Here is a 24,613-nt window from a genome sequence, read left to right as displayed (position 1 = left end):
CCATCTGCCTGTACACAAAATATTATTCAATGATATTCAATTGATAAAGCATAAAAACATTGAGTTGTTCATTCAATTCATTCGTTGCTTGATTAAACGAATAATCTTCTGGATGTTCTTCCAAGTATTGGCTTCGCAACTTGCTTATCTTTTGTGAGAAGAAAAAATCTTTAAATCCTTTGGTTGATTTACTTCCCTTCATATCCAACCATTGTTCAAAGGCTATAACTTGATTGTCAATTTCTTTTCTGTAGGCTTCGTCCTTGATTTCTTTGTCCTTCGTCAGGGTAAGTTTTACTTTTGGCAAATCGGCATACGGTATTTTTTCTTGTACAAACGCAATTTTATCTTCGCTTACTTCTTGGATGAAATTGATAAAATCTTGTTCTCTATAGATTTTATATACAGTTTCTTGAAATCTTCCTGCTTGATAATTCGGATCATCTAGCAACTGACGGTTTCTCCTTGTTACCATCGGATTAGATAAATCTACCGTTTGAGGCAGAGGTTCATCCACATTGTACTTCCAGTCAAAATCAGTTTTGCTGATAAACACTTTATTGGATACTTGAAAAGGAACGAATAAGGTCATGAGGGTATCATTGACAACAAAGCGAAGCGAATCACTTTGCGTTTTCAATGTCCATTCAAAAAATTCATCCGTTGAACGCGCATCGCTTTTATCCATAAATATTTGCTTGTAGAAGATGTAATTGCTCTGTGTGGGGTTAATCATTGCTTGTGATTGATTCACCCGTCCTCCATTGTGAAAGTTTACTGTTTGATCCTTGTACTTCAATTGGTGTTTCCCGAACTCCAAATCAACGGCAATTTTAGTGTTTGCAGGTATCTCGAAAGCTTGTTCATCAATGTAAACCGTGATGGGTTCATTTGTGGGGTTATCCATCCAATAAGAGGCCATACCCGAATCACAAGCGCTTACTAATACACTCAGGCATAGCAAACTAAATACAATCATTTTTTTCATGTTTTTTCTTTTTAGCAACAACAAAGATAGGGTTATTTGGTGGGATGAGCGGGTGTGAGGATGAGGAGGTGTGAGGACCCAAAAAAAGCCCTTCTCAATAAGTAGAGAAGGGCTTTTTTACTAGGTGTATTGTCCTTTTTATTTTCTTAAAATTTTCACGTCCTGTCCAGCGCTATTTGCTTTCATCTCAGGTGCGTAAACACTTTGCAAAGATGTTATTCCATTAGAGAAATATCCTGCGTTATTGGCGCGAACATCGTATTCAAATACATACGTTCCTTTGCGTAAATGGGTAATAAAGAAATTGGTTGCCGCATCACGTGTTTCTTCGTAATACCCAAATTCTCCTTTTCTCTTATACCCTGATTGAACATTCATTGGTTCAAATCCGCTGGCGCGCATATCTTTTAAGTGTACATAATCCATATCGCGATCTACCGTAATTTCTAAACGAACCGTCACTACATCACCTACTTTAATGGGTGATTCATTGGTGATTTCACGCAATACTTGTCCTTTATCTGTAGTAGCTTTGATAAACAATTGCTTGTTGAATGTAATACCTGATCCTGATTTTGATACTTTGTTCAAGTCTTCAAAATACTGCCAGTACATTGCCCCATAGGCTACTCCTGTTGATTTCTTATCAAGTTCAACAATACCCATTTTTTCTTTAATCGCAGCTCCATCCCATACTTTTTTGTAGTATCCTGAGTTGAACTGTTCTGATTTAGTAAAAGTCACTGGATAACCTCCAACTTTTACTTCGAGTCCTTGATCTGTATTCATCCAGCTTTTTCCTAAGTACAATAAAGCATATACGGCACGTGTAGTGGCTTTAGTAGAATTCCACGCTACCGTTTGTTTGTTTTTCAACAACCACACCTTCATTTCCTCAATAGCATTGGCATATTTTATTGGATCTACTTCATGCGCTGCTTCAATCAACATAACCTGCGTTTCGATTGGTGCATTATACCACAACCATCCTGCGGCATTTTCTTTCCAATACATCCCCATCTCATCGCTCTTCACTGCCATTTCCATGACTCCTTTCACCAAGTTACTCGCAGCTTTACTCTCGCCAAAACGATGTAAAACTACAGCTTTCATTCCCGTTACATACAAATTATCCACGGCTTTTTGATTGGCCAATTCTTTGCGGTAATCCACAATCATCTTCGCGTATTTGTCTTGTATTTTCAACTCGTCTTTGAACAAGCTACGCACGTATAGGTAGTGCACATCAATAGCAGGTAAATCTGTTGTATTTTTATTTTTTTGATAAGTAGCATAATGCTGCTCATCTAAATACGCTACTGCTTTTTTCAGCATTGCCATTGCTGTTGAATTTAATGAACCCGCTTGTTTCATTTGACCAAATCCTTCTACAATGGTTTGTGTAATATACACATTCGATTGATCTCCGCTAAACCAAGGGAAACCTCCATCGCTGTTTTGTTGGTTGTTCAAACGCTCTAATTCGGCATCTAGCTCTGTCTTCATTTTATTCAAGTCGAATAACACGGCCAAACGCTTCATCTGTTCTGTTTCATCTGCTGCTTGGCGTACCCAAGGTGTTTCTTCAATTAACACCTGTTTCAACTCTTCGTTTTGTTCTAATTTCGATTGAATCGCTCCTTGTTTCGTCCAATATTCAAACACGGATTGAATGCGCAAATTGCTATTCAACAACTGGCTTGCGATTGTATTAGCAAATACTTTACTGAATGTTTGCTCTGTTCCCTTATACGGGTATTCTTTCAAATAGGGTAAAGCTAAGATAGCGGTCCACATAGGGTTTGCTGTTACTTCTAACGTCAACTTATAGTTGTCGCGTAAGGCTGATCCTGGATGTTCTAATGATTCAAATGTAAAGATTTTATTCTGTCCTTCTTTGATGTACAGTGGCATGGTTTCCGTCACTAAGGTGCGGTTTGACAACACTGGAATTGCCGATTCTTCTCCATCGCTAAATGAACCTGATTTTGCTAACACACGATACCCTAGAGCAACGATGTTTTTCGGAACATTAATTGTCCAAGCTACTTCTGTATTTCCTTTTGCGCCAACGCTAAAGTTTTGTTTTGCCTGACTGTTTCCGTCTAAAATCGTTGTAATTGGCGTTGCTGTTAATGCGTCAAAGAATTGAATTTCCACTTCTCCATTTAAGGCTTTGTCGTTCAGATTGGCAATTTTCGTCGAGACGATCATTTGATCTTCTTCACGCACAAAACGCGGCATATTGGGTTGAACCATCAATTCCTTTTGGGTGCGAACCACTTGCTCTACATAGCTACTTTCTAAGTTTTTCGTATGTGCAAAGGCCATGAACTTCCATTGTGTTAAAGCCTCTGGTGTCGTAAAAGAAAAACTAACATTTCCTTTCTCGTCTGTATTTAACATCGGATAGAAAAATGCTGTTTCTTTTAAGTTCGTTCTGATTTGAATATCCTTTTGATTTTTTTCTTCTTTTGAACTAGGTGGTGAAGGAACAGCTTTATCTTCCGATATCCCCTGTCCTGCAGATTCTTCGACAACTCTATTAGCGCTTGCATCCATCGTATCTCCTTTCTTTGCCAACATAGTTGGAGCACCCGTACTCGCAATTCTATTAACAGCAAAGTATACAGTTCTTCCACTAGTAAACCCAAATAAATTTAATTCAATCGGGGCTCCATAAGAAATCAAACTTGGGTAAGCGTTATTGTACAAAAGATGTTGTCCAAAGCTTTTTCTACTCAAATTATAGGTACTGAAATCGGAATCTTGTCCGTAACTAAAAGAATAATCAAAACTCGTTTGGAAGGAAGTATTACTTCTAAACTGATCCAACGACGCGTCATACATGGCAGCCACTACCTCAGCGGCAAATTTATCCTTTGCCATACCCGATACTTTTAAGCGCCAAGTTTCTTCTTGTCCTGGGGTTAATTTGTCGCGGAAGGTAACGAGTTCTAATTTTAAGTCTTCTTGTGAAGCATCCAATACTAATTGTGCTGATTTTTGTGTAGCAAAGTTGTATTTGATGGCAGTAAAGCTAACTCTTACATCGCCCATTTCTCCACTCATTGGGTATTCGAAATAGCTTGCTTTTCGGTTTACTTCGAGTGTTTTCTTTTGTTTTAAATGTCCATTCACAAACACAGAAGCAATCACTATCGTTTGGTTTTCACCACTTTGTAAACGAATTTTAGCTAAATCGCCGACTTTGTATTTGTCTTTATCTGCTTTTACTGAAAGTAATTGATAAATTACGCCTGGTTCTTCTTTGGTATTGTCGTAATAGAAATACTGTTCTACTTCTGTTTTTTCCCCTTTTTCCCAAACAAATCCCTTCAATAAATAGAATCCTGAATTTAGTATTTTGGCATTTGGAAAAGCTACGGTATTTTCTTTTGCTGTATCGAAGGCTTTGGTAAACACTACTTTGCCTTGCTTCCATTTGGTATGATCATTTTCATTTCCGTACGCTACATAAGGGAATTTAGCAATAAATTCTTCGTATGAATACAGCTCATAATCCTCTTTTTTGTAGTTATCATACGGCAATAGCATTCTGCGCGCGTAAGGAGCTTCTAATTCTACGATACTCACTTCTCCTTTGGCCGCAAAAGTTTCTCCATTGAGGTTGGTTGTCGCTACCTTGATTGCTTCCAATTCTTTTGTTGACACCATTTCATTTGTAATAATGGGCAATTGTAAGCTGATATTTTTATCTCCTACATAAATGGTTTGTGTAGTGCTATGGGTTTCTCCTTTGATATCCATTACATCTACATATACCGTGTAAGAATTCACGCGTAAAGCGTCGGCTTTGTATTCTTTTTGTTCTGGGATAGCTGTGAAATCCACTGTAAAATTTCCTTCAGCGTCTGTTTCTACTTCTCCTTGTGCAATCGTTACCGCTTGATCAGGACGCGGCCACCCGTAATGTCCACGAATATCATAGCGATACCCTGAGTTGCGAACGACGCGATAGCTCACTTTACTTTGAGCAACCGTTGCTCCAGAATAATCCACTGCTTTTCCTTTGGCTTCTACTTTTTCATTGAAGTAGTACACCCCTTTTACAACGTCCATTGTTACTTCAAATTTTGGACGTTTGTACTCTTCTACTGAGATAGTGGCATATTCTCCTATATTGGTATCTTTTAAAAGAACTTCGAAGTAAAAATTCCCCAATAATCCCGTAGTGGGTAGAATAAATTCTCCTTGAACGGATCCAAAAGCATTGGTTTTCAGCGCTAAATTCCCCACTTCTTGTTGGGTTTCTTGATTCATCAATTTAACGGTCACCATTTGGTTGGCTCCTACTTGTCTTGTTTTTCCTTTTTGACGGAAGACAATCGATTTAAAATACACGACTTGACCTGGGCGATAAATGGCACGATCAGTTAAAACTTTAGCGTTCCAATTGACAGCTTCCACTCCTTCTTCTACTCCTGAATTTTTAGGATAGGAATAAGTTGAATAGTAAATCGACTCTCCTTTTACGCCGTAAAACAGGTTGGTATTTTCTTTGACAAAATCTGTGGAGAACTCTCCATTAGCATCCGTATTTACAATGGTTTCCCAATAGGCTTTACTCAACTCTTTTTGTGGTCCATTGGCTAGAAATACGGGTTGATTTGCTTTGGGTTGTCCTGTTTTACGGTCGTATAATCGAAACTTATTTCCATTGGTTAAAAAGGCATTAGCGGTAACATTGACCAACGCCATGCTTACTACATCTTGATCTTGTGTTAAATAATCAAAATCGCGATTCGCTATCAACACAATGTAACGACCTGGTGCAAGAGGTTTCAACTCTACATTGGTGGTATGCGCTTGATAATCCGTGAAAGGTTTTAAAGCAATCGTGTAATCCGTTACCTTTTCATAAGCTGAGGCAATCTTTTTATACCCAGCTAATGTATTGGGTTCATTGACTGAAAAGATTCTATCTTCGCTATTGTATTTTAAAACTTTAAAATAAAGGGTATTTACATTCTTATGTGTTACGGCTAGCACCGAACTTAAGTCGGGCAATTCATATGTATTATAACTCACCTCTAATGAAGGAGCTTCTACTACTTTCTTTAGATCTAACAGTCGCTGTGCTGTTTCGGTTTGCGGAAATTTTTCAGCCGTTTGACCGATAAAAGCCAAGAGTGTAGCAGCGGCCGTTTTTTCCAATTCTTTGTCTTGGGTATCGCGATAGGTGTAGTACATAAATTGAGCTACAGCTTCGTGAACCAAAGCAGATTTTGGATTTTGCTTCAGCAGTTCTTGGTAGATTTTATTCAGTTCAGCTTCTTCTCTTCGATCTTCAAAATTATTCAAAGCATAGATTCGAACATAAGCTGCTAACTCTGTTTGTCCTTTTTTATTTAGATCTTGAATCACTTGATTCATTAAGTCCGTGGCCTGTGTTCTCTTGAGTTCTCTTTGTTCGACAGAAGAGCGATAAGAAAATCCATTGCTTAAGAAAAGAGCATAATCCATACGCAAAGCATCGTATACGCCGAATTTAGAAAAATCTAAATTGTATTGTTCTACGGTTTGGAAGATGTCATTCCATCCCCCTACAGTAGCCGAGGTCTGTTTTTTAGCTGTATCTAAAGCGGCTTCCCAATATTTTGTACACTCTCTTTCGAAATCTTCTTTCCCCCAAAAGCGAACATCGGTACCTTTTTGTTGTTCTACAGCTGTTCTATTGCTGATTTTATACGCATTTTCCTCATAGTACAACTGGTATAAATGAGCGATGTATGCCTGAACAATTGCTTTGTACTCTCCTGTTGCTGTTTGTAGTTCCTTGTCAAATTCACTTAGAACTAGATTGATGTCGTAGTCTTTGTCTTCTTGGATTGTAATATTAATTTTCGCTTCATAAAACATTCCTTTCAAAAGACTGGCATAGGCTTTTGTTTGACGAGAAAGTGAAATCACCTCTTGTACTTCGGGCAACAAGCTTCTTACCTCTTGCTGTTGCTCTTTGTGTTCGATACTCTTCCACAACTCCTGTATCTTTTTATTGGGTTGCTGAGCGAAACCTAAGATAGGAGCAAGTATCATTAAATACATATTTAATTTTTTCATAAGAAATAATAAATTGGGTGCATAAATATATGACTATTCGCAATGATATCTGCCGTTTCCTTGCTAAAAAACACTGCGTTCTAAAAAAGAGAATTGATTTCTTAACATCATTTTATACAATAGTGCATAAAAAAAGCTTTTACGCATAGTAAAAGCTTTTTTCTATTAATACTGATCTGAATTGCGTTGTGGTTCTTTGGACACGGGCCATTGTTGTTGTTCTCCTTTGTCATTGGTAGGGAGAACAATTTTTTCTCTTGAAACCAATTCGGGTTCTTCACTGGCTTTATACACCATAATCGCTAAGAGAATGGCATTATTTTGCACATCGTCAAAAACGATTTTATCTGCTGTATCTCGGTTGGTATGCCAAGTGTAGTTTCCATATCCCCAACTGAGTGAGCTCATCATGAATCCGGGAATATCTTGACTGACAAAAGACACGTGATCGGATCCTCCTCCAGAAGGTGAACCTGGGTAGTGGGTCTTGAGATCTTTTTTGTAATTATCGGGTACTGCAGACAACCATCTTCCTAAAAAATCATAGGCATGTAAGAATCCTTGCCCCGTTATATTGGCAATTCGCCCTGTTCCGTTGTCTTGATTAAAAACAACCTGTATTTTTTCTAGCACTTCTGGGTGATCGGCCACAAAAGCACGGGATCCGTTTAACCCTTGTTCTTCACTTCCCCAGTTTCCGATTAAGAGGGTGCGTTTGGGATTTGGTAGTACTTGTTTTAGAATACGGGCTGCTTCCATCATGGTGATAATTCCCGTTCCGTTGTCTGTGGCTCCTGTTCCACCATCCCAACTATCAAGGTGAGCGGATAAAATTACGTATTCATCTGCTTTTTCTGTTCCTTTTAATTCAGCGATGGTGTTATACGTTTGCGCTGTTCCCAGATTCTTAGATTGTACATTCACGTTGATTCGCGGTGCTTTTCCGCCTTCCGCCAAACGATATAACAATCCATAATCTTCAAAAGCAATATCAATGGTAGGCACTTGTGTTGTTTGCGCACCAAAGATGCGATTCGCCCCCATAATACCCGTCCAAAAAGACATCACAACTCCCGCTGCTCCTGCTTTTTCTAGTACTTTAGGCAATTCTTTTGCTGTATATCCCGTATGGGTTATGCGTTGATTCCACGCTTGCTCAATCGCTTCTCTTTCTTTTTTCATTTTCTCATACGACTCCGGAGTGGCGTACTCTTTCCATTGATACTCTGGTCGTCCACTAGGCGGAAGCTGAGAAATCATCACGTATTTTCCTTTTATCGTCAACAACCAAGCTTCGAAATCGGCTTTATTTTTTGCATCCACCAAAACAACAACCTCTCCTTCTACTCCACTTTTCTTGGTTGCTGGACTCCAAGCTAATTGTGTTCCTTCTAGCGACTTGATACGAGGAGTAGTCATCGTGATTTGTGAAGTTCCTCTTTCCCAGGCTTTCCATGTTCCATAGGCTTCATTACGTGCTTCCAATCCCATCTTTTGATAGGTGTCTTTTACCCAATTGTGTGCTTGCATCATCTGAGGGGTTCCTACCAAACGCGGCCCTATTCCGTCTAATAATTCAAAAGCATAGGTCTTGAGTTGAGAATTTGTAGTACCTTCTTTGATAATAGCCTCCACAATGGGATCTTGATTTTGAGCGATTGTTAAACTACTCGAAATAAGGGCAATTCCCAATAAGCTGTGCTTGAGCGTTTGATTAAGCGCGGGTATAAATTTCATGGCTCTGTTGGTTTCATTTGTTTTTGGCAAAATACTCGAATATCTACTGCCAAACAACATTTTTTTTACTGGCTTTATACCGCAAAAAAAATAGGCGAGAAAAATCCCGCCTATCTAACCAAATTAACACATTCACTTCATGAAATTACTTTCACTTCGCCTTGACTTACTTTATTTTTGAGCGCGTGCTTCTACTCTAAACGTTTTTACTGTGGAGAATACGCGTTGAAACATATCTTTTGTTCGGATTTCTACTTGATGGGTTCCCACAGGTAAATTTGCAGGAATTCGCGCACTCCATAAATGGGGGCTATTTACTGGATTAGAAGGTCTTTTTCCGTCCACTAGCGTTTGAGAAAGATCATATTTTTGCACTTTAGCGTATAAAGCGGGATCTAACGTCACTTCTCGATTCATTTTTTTCCATTCCTGTTGATCAATGCGGTATTCGACCTCATCAAATTCAGTTCCCATAAATATATTAGCGTATACGAAAGAGTTTCCTCCTTTTTTATCTGCAACCACTTGAGGTAAAAATATTTCCATGCGGTAATCTTCCGATTTTCCTGCTACTTTATAATCTAATTCATAGGTATTGTCGTTGACTGATAGAATAGCATATCCTTTAGGTGTACCATCACGCATGGTAGCTACAGGCACATTTTCTTCGTTGTATTCTCCTGAATACCAATCGCCAGACGTAGTACCAACATTGTATTCATGGAGTAATTTAGCTTTATTCCATCCGTGTTTTTTTCCGTAAAACTGATGGGTTTGTGTATGCATATGAGCGGATAACAATAAAACATGGTCAAAATCCGCCAATATATCCAAGAGTTCTTGTCTCGCTTTGGCATCAAAGTGCTGCTCGTCTCCTACGTATAGAGGAATGTGAAAGGACACAACGATTAAGCGATCTTTATCTACAACTTTTAAATTGTTTCGCACAAAATCCAATTGGTCTTTTCGAAATCCTCCCCAATAGCCCTTTTTGGTAATGGGATGTGGATAAAGCACATCGTCTAAGACAATAAAATGAGCTTTTCCGTAGTTAAAAGCATAATTCGCAGGACCAAAATTGCGTTCGAAGGTTTCATCTGAATGAATATCTTCAGTTGCATCATAATTCATATCGTGATTTCCCAGTACATTATACCAAGGCAACCCCATGCCCTTCATTACTTCTTTATACGGTTGATGTAAGCTCAAATCGTCTCCTACAATATCTCCTAAACTAATTCCAAATGAGATTCCTTCTTTTTGTTGTTTCGCTTCATCGACAATGGCTTTTTTATAGTATTCCATTTCAGCCATCGTATAGGGTTGTGGATCTCCGAAAACAAAAGCTTTAAACTCCTTACTTTCCTCTTGTGACAGTAGTCCAAAATTAATTTCTTTCGGCAGTTTTCCCGTTGGTTCTATCCCTTTATATTTAAAGTGTTTAGGAGAACCTTTGGGTTTGTGCATATAGAAATAGCGCGGTAAATTATACTCGTCCAACGCAAAACCGTAACCCGCTGGCTTAATAACAAATATGGGATTGTCCTCCGATACGGGTAATTCGTATTTTCCATTTGCATCGGTCAATACTACTTCAGTTCCATTACTCACGGCTACGTTTGCCAGTGGTTTTTCTTTTCTATCTTTTTTTCCATTGGCATTGGCATCTTCAAAGACGTAACCTACGGCTTTATTTTGGGCACATAGCGCTAAAGAAGATAAAAGCGCAAGGCTTACTATAAAATTTTTCATTCTTTACAATTTAATTAATCGATCTGATATTTTTGCTGCTGAAACATAATTCCACGCAACGATAGGCTCTCCTAATTGAACAGGAGACTGCCCATACCAAGGAGATTCTTTTCCCGTTAGTTTTAATTCGTTCGACTCTATTTGTACATGAGCCCATAAAGGTTCTTTGTAATATCCCATATTTTTTAAATACGGATACTTTTTATACGCATCAGGGGAGAATGATGTATTGTTATAGGGTTCTCCCAACCATCGATAGACGGCACTGTTTATCTGTACGTACTGAATTCCATTAATGACATTGGTATAATCCATGTGATGATGTCCTGAAAAAACAACTTTCACCTTGGTGAAACCTGCTTTTTTATTACAATTCTCCAATAGAATTCGCACGGCTTCTCTGTTATATACGCCATTGTGATCCAATCCTTGATGTATAAAGACAATGGTTGGTAGTGAAGAACTGTTAATATCGTTTTCTATCCACTCCAATTGTTCCTTATAAAAATAAGAAGGGTAACGTACACTATCATTACCTGGTATTTTTCCATTTCCATCCAATACGACAAAGTGATAGCCTTTGCAGTCAAAACTGTAGTAATTCTTTTCAAGAGAAAAGAAATCCATGATTTGCTCCAATGACTTATTCTCGTCAAATTCATGATTTCCTATCACGTGAAAAGCATCACCTTGAAAAGAATTCCATATATCTAAAATGACTTGATTTTCCTTTTTAGGTACACAAAAATCTCCGAGTTGAATAATAAAATCGACTTGTTTTCGATTCATTTCATCCACGAAAGCGCTTAACCGCTCAGGTGCATCAAAGGTTAAATCTTGATGTAAATCTGTAATAATTCCAAAACTCAGCATTTTGTTTTTATTTTCCTCTGCCCTTTCCTTCGCTTGGATATCAAAAGGAATAGCTGTAGCTAAGGTCCCTAAGGCAACCGTTCGCAAAAATTCACTTCTCTTCATCTCGTTACTTGATCCACCAAATTTTTGAATTCATTTCATCTCCTCCTATGCGCTGACTTGCTTCTGAATAATTCGTCGGATTGTACACTTTTTGATCTGAATGATACAACAAACGATATGGCATTTTTCCGTCATTTAACATAGAAGAAGTTGTAGGCAATACAGGTAAACCAGTACGTCTATATTCAGACCACTGTTGAAAATCTGTAAAGTAGAGCGAGATGTATTTTTGCAACATAATTTGCGCTAAATCGCCGTTATATTTTACTTTTTCTTGTTCTAAGTAAGTAGGTTCAACCGCTTTTCCTGTTACAAATAGGATAGCACTTTTTATTCCATTACTGTAATATTGTGCTGCATTACTGCTATTATACAAACCGCGTTGCGCTAACTCTGCTTTAATAAATTCCACTTCTGAATGCATCAAGATGGGAATACTCATGGGAGCCACTACTTGTTTATTATTCATATAAGATGGAGAAAATTTAAATTGAGAATTATCTCCTACATAAGCACTAGGAATTCCTACATATCCCATTGATTTTCCTTCTAAATCTTTTGCTTCTGTTGCATATACAGCAATACGCGGATCTTTCAAACCATTTAAATGGTCAAGTAAGAAAGCTGATGCTGCTTGATTGGTAGAAAAATCTAAAGCTCTAGACCAAGGCGATAAATTTGGTGTGATTCCCGTGACTTTTAAAGCTGCACTTTGCGTAAAATCACTAATGATAGGGTATTTATCTTCTTGATTTAACATCGTCACCATTTCTCCAAAAGCTTGTGGATACACATTGGAAATTCTCAACAACAGACGCAAGCGAAGCGAATTGGTAAATCGCTGCCAATTTTTAGTATTGTTATCAAATAGAATCTCTTTTCCGTATAACATGGGATTGGCGTGATTATACAGTGCATTGGCGTCTTCTAGATCTTGCAACAACGTCATGTAAATCTCTTGTTGGGTATCGTATTTTGGTTTTACGCCTCCTTCATCTCCTTTGGATGCTTCAGAGAAGGGAATATCTCCAAATGAATCCGTTAGGTTGGAATACACCCAGGCACGTAAAGTCAAACCGATAGCTTTATAATTGGCATCATTAGGGTTAGCTTCTGAAACGGCTAACATTTCACGGATATTTTTTGCCCATTTATAACTGGCATTCCATTGAGAATTACCTGTGTTATCTAAAATTTCATACCGATGTATCCCTCCATAAAAACTAGGGTAAGGCAATTTTACTTGCATAAGCTCTGCCGTGATACTATAATAATTTCTCACGTTGTTGTTTGCCATATTATAAATTACCTCATTTAAAAGGGTACCTGGACTAATTTGATCAATTAGATTGGGGTTGCTATTGACTTCTTCAAAGTTTTCTGTACAAGAGAGAAAGAAGAAGACCGAAGCGGCTATGTAAATTATTCTTTTCATTTGAGTTAATGCGTATTAAAATTCTACTTTTAAATTAAATCCATAGGAAGCGGTTGAAGGCATTTGCCCTGTTTCCATTCCGGGTACAATTACACTTCCGTTCATTGTTGCTGCTTCTGGATCATAAATTGGGAAATCGGTAAACGTTTTTAAATCACGTCCATATACGGTTAGCGTTAAGCTTTCTAATCCCATGCGTTTCAGTTGTTTTTTCGCAAAAGAATACGACAAAGAAAGTTCTCTAATTTTCAAGAAAGACGCATCGAACGTATTGGATTCTACGTTTTGATATTCATAGTATTTTCTGTAGTAATTATCTACTCGAATTGGCGTTGTATTAGCAGAATAGGATCCATCAGCATTTAACACTACCCCTTCGCCGATTAGTTCTCCAGCGTCACGTCCTTTAAGTGTGTGTTTTAATTGTCCTGCCTCTGTGGCTTTATGGTGCGTATGCGAGTAAATTTTTCCTCCATATTGACCGTCAAGAGTAAAACCAAAATTCCAATTCTTGTATTTAAAATTATTGACTAATCCCGCTTTCCATTTTGGGGCTACATCACCAATATATTCTGGATCAGCACCTAATACTGGAACTCCATTGTTATAAACAACTTGGCCTTCTGGATTGCGGACGAATTTTCGACCATATAAAGCTGTTGTCGTTCCCCCTACCTTTGCAATTAATCGTCCATTGACAACAGTAGCCAACACTTGCTCTTCTAAATTGTCTTTTAATTCCAGTACTTCGTTTTTATTTTTAGACCAGTTCGCAGAAACATTCCACGAGAAATCGCTGTTTTTTATCGGTGTTCCGTGTAGCACCAACTCTACTCCTTTGTTTCTCACTTTTCCTGCATTAATCACTTGAGAACTAAACCCTTCTGCTATATCCATGGGTAATACTAAAATTTGATTCTTCGTATCTGAATTATAGAAAGTTACATCAAATCCCAATCTATTTTGCAGCATTTTCATCTCCACTCCTGTTTCCCAACTGGACGTAATTTCGGGTCTTAAGTTTGCATTGTACAACGTACTTGGCATAATAGCCGAACTTGGGAAATTACTTTGTGCATAATATTTGGAAACTTGATACGGATCTGTGTCACTTCCTACTTTTGCAAACGATACTCTGTATTTCAAATAATCAATTGTTGTTGGCAGCGCAAACATATCCGACAGAATAGCACTTGCACTCACTGAAGGGTAGAAATAAGAATTATTTCCGCTTGGTAATGTACTAGACCAGTCGTTTCTTGCAGTTACATCCAAGAATAAGAAGTTGTTATAACCAAAGGTCATCATTCCATAGGTACTATTTACTTTTTTCAACGCATCGGATGTATTGACAATCGGATTGTTTACACCATTAGACAATTTATACACCCCTGGAACAACTAAAGCATCTACAGAAGTTCGCAAATTTCGATGGGTATATGACATGTGATTAGCTCCTACCATCACTTGATAATCCAAAACTTCTGAAATTTTATCTTTGTACGTCAATAAGAAATCTGCATTTATTTCTCTACTTGATATATCTTGGCGTGCATAAAATCCTTCGGCATGACGTTTACTGGAAAAACCGCGTTTCGTTTCTCTAAATTGAGTCAGGTTATTTATGGCTAAACGCCCCATAAAGTCCAATTTATCCGTCAGTTTAATATCTGCTTTTGCGTTTCCAATAAATTGACTGCTATCCAAGGTATTTTGATCGACATTTGTAATAAAGTATGGATTACTAGACCAAGGAGAAAAAGGGTTTAACTGCTCTCTATCCTCTTTTCCATTTTTCCACATGGGTTTATACCAGTTAACATCCACGTTAGGCAATAAGAACATCATAAAATAAGCTAATGATCCATTATTATATCCCAAAACAGGTAAGTTATCACTCTTGCGGTTATTGTAATTCATCACTGCGGTTAATTTAACTCGATCTGAAATCTGGTAATTTCCATTAAATGAGGCACCGTATTTTTTGTACCCTGTATTGGGAACAATCCACTTATTATCCGTGTGAGAAATATTCAATCGCATAGAGCCTTTGTCGTTTCCACCCTGAAAAGCAATGGCATTATTAACGGTTACTCCTGTTTCAAAAAAGTCTTTTCTATTATTTTTATAAGGTCTCCACAAAGTGCGTTCAGGGGTTTGACCTTGTGTAGCTGGATCATACTGATAAAAATATTGATCTTGGAATTTAGGCCCCCAAGCTTCTGGATGATTTCCTGTATCAGGACCATCTGCTGAATTGCCAAAAGAATAGTATGGATTTCCATTCTTGTCAAAATATCCACCTGATCCTTGTCCATACTCATATTGATAATCAGGCCATTTATTAATCACATCAAACGCAACTGAGCTGTTATAAGCAATACCAAACTTATCGTTTTTCTTTCCTGATTTTGTCGTGATAATCAAGGCTCCATTCGCCGCTCTGGATCCGTATAAAGCAGCGGCTGTTGGTCCTTTTAGAACCGTTACACTTTCAATATCATCTTGATTTAAATCGGAAATAGCATTTCCATTATCCACTGGAGAGTCATTGCCAAAAGCAGCTGTATTGTATCCATTTGAATTAATTTCTTGATCCATCGGCACTCCATCAATAACAATCAACGCGTAGTTTTTACTGGCATCTAAAGAGGTATTTCCCCTCAATTGAATACGTTGTGAGTTGATCGGGCCTGTTCCACCTGATGCGATATTCAATCCGGCTACTTTTCCTTTTAATCCGCTTGACCAGTTATTGGCCACCGCTGTAGATAGCTTTTCCGCATTAACCGTTTCTTGTGCATATCCCAAGCGTTTCTCCTCACGCTTAATTCCCAATGCTGTTACTACCACCTCATCCAAACTCGTTTGATCATCTTGTAAAACAATGTTTAAATTTTGTGTAGCTCTAACTACTTGTGTTTTATACCCAATAAATGAAAATTCTAACTCATCTACTCCTAGATTCACTGTAATACTAAAAGCTCCATTGATATCCGTGGCTACTCCTTTATTTGTTCCTTTTATAGTAACCGTAGCACCAGGAATAGTAAAGCCATCTTTATCCTTTACCACCCCTTTAATCTGTTGATGGTTTTGTTGTTCTTTAACCGAAATCGTCGTACCTGAAATTTGATACGTCAAGCCATATTCACTTGAAACCTCATCAAGTACATCTGTAATTTTTCTGTCCTTTACTGCAATGGCAATCTTCTTGTTGGTTTTCAAGACATCGTCAGAAGCGACAACCGTGTAATTGGTCTGCTTTTTAACGTCTTCGAATACTTCTTCGATAGACAATCCATCTGCATAGCCCGGAAGAGACTTCCCTTCTTTTTGTGCGTGTACACCTAGGCTGAACGTACTGCTCAACGTTATGACATACATCCATGTTGGGTAGGTTTTCCTCCTACTTTTTAATACTTTTCGATACATTTTATTATCTTTGGTTTTTAGTTAATCAATATTCTTTTGATAATTAATTGAATACCCCTGTTTATAGCTGCAACTATAAGCAGGTTTTTTTTTGCTATTTCATACTTATCGCTATGATTCCGTCTGCTTTTTTCGCATAGTTTATCCCATATAAAAAGTTCAAACTGTTTAGTATTTCGTCTATGGTATTGTATTTAAAATCTCCAGTAATCGTCAACGTTGGTACTTCCTGTCCTTGCCAACTAATTTTTGTGTTTAACCTTCTATTGAGTACGTGAATTACTTCTTGAATGGTGGCTTTTCTAAATTTCAGATTACCTCTATGCCATTGATCTAGGTCTTTCTCCTCCATCGCATAGGATACAAACTGTTGTTTTGCGGTTTGAAAATCTACTTTTTCATTGGCATGTAAGATTACGCGCTTCGATTGCTCAGCATCGCTTACTTCGACCTTTCCCTCGTGCACACTCACACTGATAGTTTCTCCGTTTACATCGTTAACGTTGAACTTTGTTCCCAATACCTTTACTTGTAAATTTTCACTTTCTACTCGAAAAGGTTGTTGAGGGTGTGTTCGCTTCACTTCAAAAAAAGCTTCTCCTTGTAAGTGAACGATACGTTGATCTTCATCAAATTGAGCGGGATATTGTATGGAACTTCCTCCACTGAGGTACACCAAGGTTGAATCACTCAAGTGAAAAACTAATTGTTCTCCTTTTTGAGCTTGTTGGGTAATCCATCGGGCATCTGTTTTAAGAACTAGAAAAAAATACAACACACCTACGCTGGCCAAACATGCAGCAAGTGCGGTATAACGCAACAAATATGATTGAAAAAGAGAGGGTTTAGTTTTGGAAGAGATGGTGTGGTGCAGTCGATGATATAACGCTTTATCTCGTTTTACTTCCTCTGCTGTAATTCCCCCCGTCTGAAGGGTATTGAAAAATTGATTGACCACAGCTTGTTCTGTTACTGAAGCTGTTCCTTTGCTGTATTTGGCCAATAGCGATTTAAATTTCTTATACATTATAGTCTTGTGATCTAGTACTATAATGAAGTACAGCAAAAGGAGGCAATCCCCTATGCGAAAATTAAGGCTTAATCATTCCTTAAAACAGCCAACATTTAGGTAACATTACTCAAAAGTAGCAACAGCATTGCTCCGGAAATATCTGCTACATAAGGGGTCGATTCTTTCAGCATTCGCAGGGCTTTAGTAATTTGATTTTCAACTGTACTCTCGGTGATTCCCAAACATTGAGCAATGTCTTTGTAGGTGCGTTGTTCGTAAAAGCGCATTTTAAAAATCAACAAGCAGCGATCGGGAAGAATGGCTAGGGCCGTTTTTTCAATTTCATCGAGTAAAATCGCTTTGACTTCATCGTATTGTGTATCCTCTAAATCGGGAATTAAAGTGGCTAGTTTCTCTACTTGGACAGAATCAAAACGGCGATTACACAAGGCTTTGGCACATTGATTTCTCGTGGCTTGAAATAAATAGGCCCGTGGCAATTCAGCAGAGACTTGTCTATTCCAAAAATCGATAAATACTTCTTGTACAATATCTTCTGCTACAGCCTTGTCTCGCATTACATTATAGGCAAAACTGTATAATTCAGCCCAGTGTTTTTGAAAGATTTTATCAAAATCAGGGTTATGACTTAGCATTTGTATATGAATTAATAGATTTATTCAAACAAATGTAGGGGTAAAGAATGCTTTGGATTTTAATTCACTGTTAAGTTTTAGTGATTCCTAAGCACCGATTTATTCATAATAGACATACTCAAAAAACGTTTTTCCGTACAGTTGACCATTTGTCTTATATTCTTCTCTTTGTAACACATTCCCTTGTGCATCAAAAGCCACATTGACCATTTTGATAACTTGTGAATCACCATACGGTTGCAAAGTGCGTTGATCCAATTGGATTTCATATCCCTTAGCATCATATTCATGGATGGAGCTTGTTTCGAATAACGTTTCACCAGTATGCGTATGGGTCAATATAAAATGAATTTCCTTCAATCTCGCTTGATTGGAAAACAACCATTCCAGGGTACCTGATTTTTCTGGTGTATCTCGATAGGTATAGGTCAAGGTACAATGCGTTTCGTCCTTCCACTGTTGTACAAATTCCGAAGCTTTTACTCCATCGGCTAATAAACTCATACCGCGTCTTTGTTGTCCTTGGTATTCAAAATACTGCAATTCTCCTATCTTCTCCTCATTGAATTCACTACTTCCATCCAGGCTAATTGGACCTGCATAAATTACTTTCAATGTAAACAATCCGCATTCATCAAAATGAACCACCTGCTTTTTTTGTTTTTCCGCTTCAACAGGGATCGTAATACTGGTGATTTGCTTTACTTTTCCTTTGACATTTTCCGTTTGCCAATCCGTTAAACGTTGGGCATAACTAGAAGAAAAGCTCCCTACAAAAAGAAAAAGGAAAAAAAGACAAACAGTGGATTTCATGTTGACGTTGAATTATTGCTCAATCAAAGACGATAAAGCAGTAAAAATACGTCTTTTATAAAAAAAATACGAAAACTAAAGGGATATTCTATTATCCGATTCGAACTATATTCAGACTTAAATTAGGGAGTTGCTTTTTATTTGATTGAATTTCATTTCACATTACTAGGCAACATCGCCTTGCCTTACGATGTTGATAATAATGTCATTGAACCCATTCTCCCCACATAGAAGCTGTATCTTTGCGCGGAATTTTTATCATTTTATTTACAATGAAAAACCTGAAAGGAATTTTGTTCGCCTTAATTTCCTCTGGTACGTTTGGATTGGTTCCGTTGTTTTCGTTACCACTCTTAGTACCGAGTTTGCGACCAGAAGGAGTGGCGGCTATCGGCATACCGACCATTCTATTTTATCGATTTTTGTTTTCATCCGCAACGATGGGTGCTGTTTGTATCTACAAAAAAACAAGTTTAAAAATTTCTATTCAGGATTTAGCAGTCGTCATTTTCTTGGCTCTATTATATGCCGCCACCGCCAAGTTTATCGTTGACTCCTATGAATATATTGCTAGTGGGTTGGCAACAACCGTGCACTTCTTATATCCCCTTTTTGTAAGTATTGTCATGATTGCCTTTTTCAAAGAAAAAAAATCAACCGTATTGCTTATTGCATCCCTACTCTCTCTTTTAGGAGTAGGCATGATGTGTTGGCATGGAGAAGCTTCTCCTGCTTTATTTAAAGGACTGATATTGGCTTCGTTGACGATATTTACCTATGGATTGTATATTGTAGGATTAAACAAATCAAGGGTATCCAACATGAACGTTGATTCCCTGACGTTTTATGTTCTAGTCATGGGATGTCTGATCTTTTTGTTTTATGCACTACTGACAACAGGGATTGACACCATTACACTCAAAGCAGACTGGATGAATTTAATTCTCTTGGGATTCTTTGCTACCTTTATTTCTGATTTGTGTTTGGTCTTGGCTGTAAAACACGCCGGATCTACCATCACCTCTATTTTAGGATCAATGGAACCCGTAGTAGCGGTACTCGTTGGTACCCTATTCTTTGGTGAATTCTTCGATTGGATGTCTGCACTCGGTTTGTTCTTCGTGCTACTCTCCGTCACCTTGGTGATTGCATTTAGCAAACAAAAAGCTACATAAAACAAAAAAGTCTTTGGTCAAAAACCAAAGACTTTTTTTATCTAAACAAGGAAAATATATTATTTTTTTACATCTACATTGTGCTGCCCGTGAGCTCCATGTCTGTGTTCGATTACTTGTAAGTTTTCATCAATAAAGTAAGCACTTCCGAATCCATTTACATACGATCCTTTGATTGGTTTTAAGTTGAACATAATAAAGTCCTCTAAGTTTCCTAAAACTTCAATTACTTTTCCGTGTCTTTCTCTTAAATCAACCATCGCTTGATCGTATAAAGGATTTTCTTTTCCAATCAACTCAGCTTCTGTTTCAATCGTTAAACGATGTCTAGCATATAATTGTTTCGATGAACTCTCATCTTCTACAAACATAAAAGATACTTTTTTGCGATCTCTTAAGTTCTTTGTATGCTTTGCCATGAAAGAAACTAAAATTTGGAACTCATTTCCAACTCTAGAATACGGAGCTGTACTAACCAATGGAGAACCATCTTCATTAATTGATGCAATCATGACGGATTTACATTCATTAATTAGTTCTTCCACTTTAGGTGCTTTTGCTTTTACTTTATGTTGATCGAAGTTTGGATTAAGTGTATCTGTACTCATTGTAATTGTATTTATATTGTTGCGCTAAGATACTAAATTATTTAAACTAAATAAAAATAATAAATTAATCTGTTTCTTCCAATTCAAACAAATCTTCCACCTTTATCTTGAGTGTTCTCGCCAATTTTAATGCCAATATGGTAGACGGAACATAGCGATTTGACTCAATCGAATGGATTGTTTGACGAGAAACCTGAATGGCATCTGCCAACTCTTGTTGCGTTAAATAACAGCGTACGCGTTCTTCTTTTACTTTATTCCGCATCGAAACTATTCTTTATTTTTCTATATTCTACTTCATACATCAAATTAATAAAAATCATAATCTTCATCACAGCTCCTGCTGTATTTTCTTCAAATGCATCGGGTTCAATACAGTTCCAGATTGCTTCGATAAATATACTGATAATAAGAAGTAATACACCCCCTGCTAAAGTTTTAAGTCGCATTAAAGCGAGCATTTCATCATCTTCTTTTCGTCTTGAAAAGAAATACATTAACAACCCTAAGTTGATTATGTTAATCGAAATTGTACTTGCTTCAACTCGATAATCCTGCAAATAATCTTTCAAAGCAAAGCTCAATAGCACAGAGGATAGAATAAGGGCTAAAGCAATCCACTTAAATCGACTCGGTAGTAAAGGAAATTGTTTCATCAATTTTTTCGTTTTTAGTTGCAACAAATGTAAAACAAACTTTACCATAATGCAAAGTAAACTTTACATTATGATTCAAAGAAAAATCACCTCTTATTCCTCATCAATGTTTATGCATGCTGTACTGATTCTCTGTTCTATAGACTCTTTAGTTCCCTTAACGTTTCAGAACCTAACCATAGAGCGTATATGAAAGGGATCGCGAATGATTCTTTTCTCTTACAATATCTTGCTAAGTTTTAAACTAAAAAAAAGGCTCAAGAACTAGTTCTTGAGCCTTTTTTAGTCCTTTTTACTTCTAAAGTAATATGCATCAGCAAAGTACTTATTCGGTTGAATATAAGCATACCCTCCCTTTATATCAATAATCCAATTGAAGCGATGAATAAAATCCGCACCAAAATAGCTTGTGGGTTGATTCTTGATTTCTCCGGTAAAAATATTAATGGGTACCTGCTCAAAACGAAAGGAATCCACTACAATGGCGGGCATTTCAACAATTAAATTGGTTAATTTATCTCCCGCTGAATTCATCAATGTTTTTTCATCCAAACGCGGTAATGCTTCTGCCCATTGATTTTCATCAGCTACTTGATTGTTGTACAACAGCATACCAGAAAATCCAGATTGTAAAAGAAACGTTGTTTTTATTTCCTTCTGGTTTACTATACTCGACACTTCGATAAATAATCGTCCTTGTTCCTGGGTTAACGGCAAGGCAACAAATCCACGAGTATCGGGCAAATGAGTATCTATTTCAAATTGTGATTGGTCGTAATTAATCGCAAAAATCTGTCCGTTAAACAACTGAGTTCCTATTTTACCTTCTGCTCCATTGCCTGTATACTCCTTGTCCCAAATCCATATAGGCTCTACGATGGCATTTCCGACCTGAATGCGATTACCTTTACTCAATCCTTCTGGAAAATCGCTTGTATCAAAAACGACAGATTCTACTTTACTTTTTCGATCAGGCGCTAAAGAAGCCTCTCTCATGGCAATTTGAAACATCAGCACCACGCTATCTCGTTGATTGATTAGACCATCAACCAAAATATTGTAGTGTTCATTTAATCGAAAAGGTATTTTCTCCTGACTTTTTACCGTTGAAAAAGAAAATAGAAAAGCACACCACAAGAATATAAACTTAGTTTTCATTTCTTCCTTAAATGAGGTTGATCCTACTTGTTTTTTTTACTCCAAAGACTTGAATGATTCAATCACTACAGATTTATTTGATAGATATAATCATCCATCACATAGCCGTTTCCAATATCGAACGTTTTAGATTCAATACATTGAAATCCATTGCGTTCATAAAACTCAATCGCTTTGGCATTGTATTTATTCACTGTCAGATACACCGCTTTTGCTTTGTTTTGACGGGCAAAATCGAGTACATGGGTTAACATCAGTTTGCCCAATCCCTTTTGTTGCTGATCGGTATCCAAATAAATCTTAGACAAAAACACGCGATGATCCTCCATCACTTTATAGTCTAAGTACCCCAAAACCTTGTCTTCGACCACAAACAATTCCCAAATATACCCTTCCTTTATTTCATTGGTAATACGTTCCTGGCTATACATCATAGGCAGCATATATTCAATTTGTGCCGGATCTAATAAAGGTCCGTATGTTTTCTGCCAAATTTTTTCAGCTAAAGGACGAATTAAGTGCATATTTTCTGGCGTAACTGTCTGATATTGAATCGAAATATTCTCCATTTTTGTATTGAATTAAATAGTGGAAGAATCAAAGGTACGTTTTTTCTGTTTTTTGCTAGGTCGAGATCAGAACAAAAAAAAAGCAGCAAATCGAAATTTACTGCTTCATTTATTATATTGTATGTACGATTACGCTTTATAGTTGGTTAAGAAATCAACCAAAGTACGGACTCCACTTCCTGTACCTCCATTTCCTTTGTAATCTCTTGGTGCATCCATCCAAGCTGGACCTGCGATATCAATGTGTACATAAGGTGCTTTTGCAAAATGCTCTAGGAATTTTCCTGCTGTGATTGTTCCTGCAAAACGACCTCCGATATTTTTCATATCTGCCACACTAGATTTCAACAAATCTTTGTAATCATCCCAAAATGGCAATTGGGCTAAACGTTCGTGTACATGGTATCCAGAAGCTACAATGGCTTGAATTGTTTTTTCGTCATTCCCCATAATACAAGAAGCCATATCTCCAGCTACCACCAAGGCTGCTCCTGTTAATGTCGCTGCATCAATGATTACTTCAGGCTCATATTGGGTTGCATACGCAATAGCATCTCCTAAAATCATGCGTCCTTCCGCATCTGTATTCAATACCTCAACGGTTGTTCCATCATACATCGTGATTACATCTCCAGGTGCATACGCATCTCCCCCTGGGCGGTTATCTGTTGCTGGAATCAAACCAATTACGTGTACGTTTACTTGATTCAAAGCTGCAGCATAAATTGTTCCAGCCATACAAGCTGCTCCTCCCATATCGCTCTTCATCGAGTCCATCGATCCAGCAGTTGGCTTCAAACTCAACCCTCCTGTATCATACACCACTCCTTTTCCAACTAAAACAATTGGTTTTTTATTGATTGGATTCGCTGGTTTATATTCCATAATCGTAAAAGTCGGTTGCTCTACGGATCCTTTGTTTACCGCTAGTAAACCTCCCATACGCAAAGCTTCAATCTCTTTTTTACCCAATACTTTTACTGAAAATTGCGCTTCGTTTCCTAACACTTCAATTTCTTTTGCCAATTGAGTAGCTGTTAAGTAGCTCACAGGTTCGTTTACCATCGTACGTGCCCAATAAACCGCTTTAATCGTATTATTTAAATCACTGATTTGTTTAGCATCCACGTTTCCTTTTAGGCTAATGTTCGCTAAAGCAAATTTCATGGTCTCCGCTTCTTTGAAATACTTCAAAAATTGGTAGTTTGAAAGAGCAATTCCTTCTGTCAAAGCCAAAGTAGCTTCCCCATGTCCAACAACAGTTAGGTTATCTGCTTTTTTATCTAATTGTTTGCGGATGTTGAATCCAGCCAAACGCATCTTTTCTAAATTGGTATTTTCCTTTACAAAAAAGAAATATTGATTTCCGATTTTTGCAAAGTCTTCTTCTTTTTCTCCTGCTTTAAATGCTTGTACAAAGTCATTTAAAAGTGCTGGTACTTCAACAGTATTCTCATTTCCTAAAACGAAAACTAGATTTCCGTTTGCTTGAACCTCATTTACAAGTTGTATCATGTTTGTTGTTTTTTTAGTCCTACAAATATACCCTTTTTTTAG

Annotated in this window: 17 protein-coding genes; 1 reads left to right on the top strand and 16 read right to left on the bottom strand. The window is 37.5% G+C overall.

The genetic code is table 11. The annotated features are described in order from the left end of the window. Positions 1 to 22: 22 nt before the first annotated feature. The 10 genes from FBR08_RS11125 to FBR08_RS11080 form a co-directional block, all read right to left on the bottom strand. Positions 23 to 988: a hypothetical protein gene (locus tag FBR08_RS11125; protein ID WP_158962773.1), complete on the bottom strand. Its 966-nt coding sequence runs from the start codon at positions 986 to 988 to the stop codon at positions 23 to 25. Between the two features lie 138 nt (positions 989 to 1,126). Next, positions 1,127 to 7,072, bottom strand: a complete 5,946-nt coding sequence (locus FBR08_RS11120) for an alpha-2-macroglobulin family protein (RefSeq protein WP_233266101.1) — start codon at positions 7,070 to 7,072, stop codon at positions 1,127 to 1,129. Positions 7,073 to 7,237: 165 nt separating this feature from the next. Further along, positions 7,238 to 8,809, bottom strand: coding sequence for a M20/M25/M40 family metallo-hydrolase (locus tag FBR08_RS11115; protein ID WP_158962772.1), 1,572 nt, complete (start codon positions 8,807 to 8,809; stop codon positions 7,238 to 7,240). Between the two features lie 171 nt (positions 8,810 to 8,980). After that, positions 8,981 to 10,561 (bottom strand): calcineurin-like phosphoesterase C-terminal domain-containing protein, encoded by a 1,581-nt coding sequence (locus FBR08_RS11110; protein ID WP_158962771.1) that lies wholly within the window; start codon positions 10,559 to 10,561, stop codon positions 8,981 to 8,983. Between the two features lie 3 nt (positions 10,562 to 10,564). Further along, positions 10,565 to 11,539, bottom strand: a complete 975-nt coding sequence (locus FBR08_RS11105) for a metallophosphoesterase family protein (protein ID WP_158962770.1) — start codon at positions 11,537 to 11,539, stop codon at positions 10,565 to 10,567. A gap of 4 nt (positions 11,540 to 11,543) precedes the next feature. Continuing rightward, complete coding sequence (locus FBR08_RS11100; protein ID WP_158962769.1) at positions 11,544 to 12,974, bottom strand: SusD/RagB family nutrient-binding outer membrane lipoprotein; 1,431 nt, start codon at positions 12,972 to 12,974, stop codon at positions 11,544 to 11,546. 15 nt (positions 12,975 to 12,989) lie between these two features. Next, entirely contained in the window at positions 12,990 to 16,409 is a 3,420-nt protein-coding gene (locus tag FBR08_RS11095) for a SusC/RagA family TonB-linked outer membrane protein (protein WP_158962768.1), read from the bottom strand. A 94-nt stretch (positions 16,410 to 16,503) separates the two neighbouring features. Continuing rightward, positions 16,504 to 17,436, bottom strand: coding sequence for a FecR family protein (locus FBR08_RS11090; protein WP_158962767.1), 933 nt, complete (start codon positions 17,434 to 17,436; stop codon positions 16,504 to 16,506). A gap of 98 nt (positions 17,437 to 17,534) precedes the next feature. After that, positions 17,535 to 18,077, bottom strand: a complete 543-nt coding sequence (locus FBR08_RS11085) for a sigma-70 family RNA polymerase sigma factor (RefSeq protein ID WP_158962766.1) — start codon at positions 18,075 to 18,077, stop codon at positions 17,535 to 17,537. Between the two features lie 99 nt (positions 18,078 to 18,176). Continuing rightward, positions 18,177 to 18,890, bottom strand: a complete 714-nt coding sequence (locus tag FBR08_RS11080; protein WP_158962765.1) for a hypothetical protein — start codon at positions 18,888 to 18,890, stop codon at positions 18,177 to 18,179. Positions 18,891 to 19,162: 272 nt separating this feature from the next. Here FBR08_RS11080 and FBR08_RS11075 point away from each other — a divergent pair, with 272 nt between their 5' ends. Next, positions 19,163 to 20,065 carry a DMT family transporter gene (locus FBR08_RS11075; RefSeq protein WP_158962764.1) on the top strand — a complete coding sequence of 301 codons (903 nt, stop codon included), beginning with the start codon at positions 19,163 to 19,165 and terminating at the stop codon, positions 20,063 to 20,065. 59 nt (positions 20,066 to 20,124) lie between these two features. Here the strand turns inward: FBR08_RS11075 and FBR08_RS11070 are convergent, their stop codons facing one another. The 6 genes from FBR08_RS11070 to FBR08_RS11045 form a co-directional block, all read right to left on the bottom strand. Beyond that, the gene (locus FBR08_RS11070) at positions 20,125 to 20,673 is read right to left on the bottom strand and encodes a HugZ family pyridoxamine 5'-phosphate oxidase (protein ID WP_158962763.1); all 549 of its coding nucleotides are present in this window, start codon (positions 20,671 to 20,673) and stop codon (positions 20,125 to 20,127) included. A 64-nt stretch (positions 20,674 to 20,737) separates the two neighbouring features. Then, complete coding sequence (locus tag FBR08_RS11065) at positions 20,738 to 20,938, bottom strand: helix-turn-helix transcriptional regulator (RefSeq protein WP_158962762.1); 201 nt, start codon at positions 20,936 to 20,938, stop codon at positions 20,738 to 20,740. Continuing rightward, positions 20,928 to 21,329: a hypothetical protein gene (locus FBR08_RS11060; protein ID WP_158962761.1), complete on the bottom strand. Its 402-nt coding sequence runs from the start codon at positions 21,327 to 21,329 to the stop codon at positions 20,928 to 20,930. Before FBR08_RS11060 ends, FBR08_RS11065 begins: the two co-directional genes overlap by 11 nt. Before the next feature lie 282 nt (positions 21,330 to 21,611). Next, positions 21,612 to 22,487 carry a hypothetical protein gene (locus FBR08_RS11055; protein WP_158962760.1) on the bottom strand — a complete coding sequence of 292 codons (876 nt, stop codon included), beginning with the start codon at positions 22,485 to 22,487 and terminating at the stop codon, positions 21,612 to 21,614. A 65-nt stretch (positions 22,488 to 22,552) separates the two neighbouring features. After that, the gene (locus FBR08_RS11050) at positions 22,553 to 23,056 is read right to left on the bottom strand and encodes a GNAT family N-acetyltransferase (protein WP_158962759.1); all 504 of its coding nucleotides are present in this window, start codon (positions 23,054 to 23,056) and stop codon (positions 22,553 to 22,555) included. A 129-nt stretch (positions 23,057 to 23,185) separates the two neighbouring features. Next, the gene (locus tag FBR08_RS11045) at positions 23,186 to 24,571 is read right to left on the bottom strand and encodes a leucyl aminopeptidase family protein (protein WP_158962758.1); all 1,386 of its coding nucleotides are present in this window, start codon (positions 24,569 to 24,571) and stop codon (positions 23,186 to 23,188) included. Positions 24,572 to 24,613 lie beyond the last annotated feature (42 nt).

The sequence above is a fragment of the Myroides fluvii genome (genome assembly GCF_009792295.1).
Taxonomy (GTDB): Bacteria; Bacteroidota; Bacteroidia; order Flavobacteriales; family Flavobacteriaceae; genus Flavobacterium; species Flavobacterium fluvii_A.
This window is presented reverse-complemented; position numbering and strand designations above follow the sequence as displayed.

Coding starts and splice junctions, on each gene's coding strand:
- FBR08_RS11125 (WP_158962773.1), bottom strand. CDS start 988: ATGAAAAAAATGATTGTATTTAGTTTGCTATGCCTGAGTGTATTAGTA.
- FBR08_RS11120 (WP_233266101.1), bottom strand. CDS start 7,072: ATGAAAAAATTAAATATGTATTTAATGATACTTGCTCCTATCTTAGGT.
- FBR08_RS11115 (WP_158962772.1), bottom strand. CDS start 8,809: ATGAAATTTATACCCGCGCTTAATCAAACGCTCAAGCACAGCTTATTG.
- FBR08_RS11110 (WP_158962771.1), bottom strand. CDS start 10,561: ATGAAAAATTTTATAGTAAGCCTTGCGCTTTTATCTTCTTTAGCGCTA.
- FBR08_RS11105 (WP_158962770.1), bottom strand. CDS start 11,539: ATGAAGAGAAGTGAATTTTTGCGAACGGTTGCCTTAGGGACCTTAGCT.
- FBR08_RS11100 (WP_158962769.1), bottom strand. CDS start 12,974: ATGAAAAGAATAATTTACATAGCCGCTTCGGTCTTCTTCTTTCTCTCT.
- FBR08_RS11095 (WP_158962768.1), bottom strand. CDS start 16,409: ATGTATCGAAAAGTATTAAAAAGTAGGAGGAAAACCTACCCAACATGG.
- FBR08_RS11090 (WP_158962767.1), bottom strand. CDS start 17,436: ATGTATAAGAAATTTAAATCGCTATTGGCCAAATACAGCAAAGGAACA.
- FBR08_RS11085 (WP_158962766.1), bottom strand. CDS start 18,077: ATGCTAAGTCATAACCCTGATTTTGATAAAATCTTTCAAAAACACTGG.
- FBR08_RS11080 (WP_158962765.1), bottom strand. CDS start 18,890: ATGAAATCCACTGTTTGTCTTTTTTTCCTTTTTCTTTTTGTAGGGAGC.
- FBR08_RS11075 (WP_158962764.1), top strand. CDS start 19,163: ATGAAAAACCTGAAAGGAATTTTGTTCGCCTTAATTTCCTCTGGTACG.
- FBR08_RS11070 (WP_158962763.1), bottom strand. CDS start 20,673: ATGAGTACAGATACACTTAATCCAAACTTCGATCAACATAAAGTAAAA.
- FBR08_RS11065 (WP_158962762.1), bottom strand. CDS start 20,938: ATGCGGAATAAAGTAAAAGAAGAACGCGTACGCTGTTATTTAACGCAA.
- FBR08_RS11060 (WP_158962761.1), bottom strand. CDS start 21,329: ATGAAACAATTTCCTTTACTACCGAGTCGATTTAAGTGGATTGCTTTA.
- FBR08_RS11055 (WP_158962760.1), bottom strand. CDS start 22,487: ATGAAAACTAAGTTTATATTCTTGTGGTGTGCTTTTCTATTTTCTTTT.
- FBR08_RS11050 (WP_158962759.1), bottom strand. CDS start 23,056: ATGGAGAATATTTCGATTCAATATCAGACAGTTACGCCAGAAAATATG.
- FBR08_RS11045 (WP_158962758.1), bottom strand. CDS start 24,571: ATGATACAACTTGTAAATGAGGTTCAAGCAAACGGAAATCTAGTTTTC.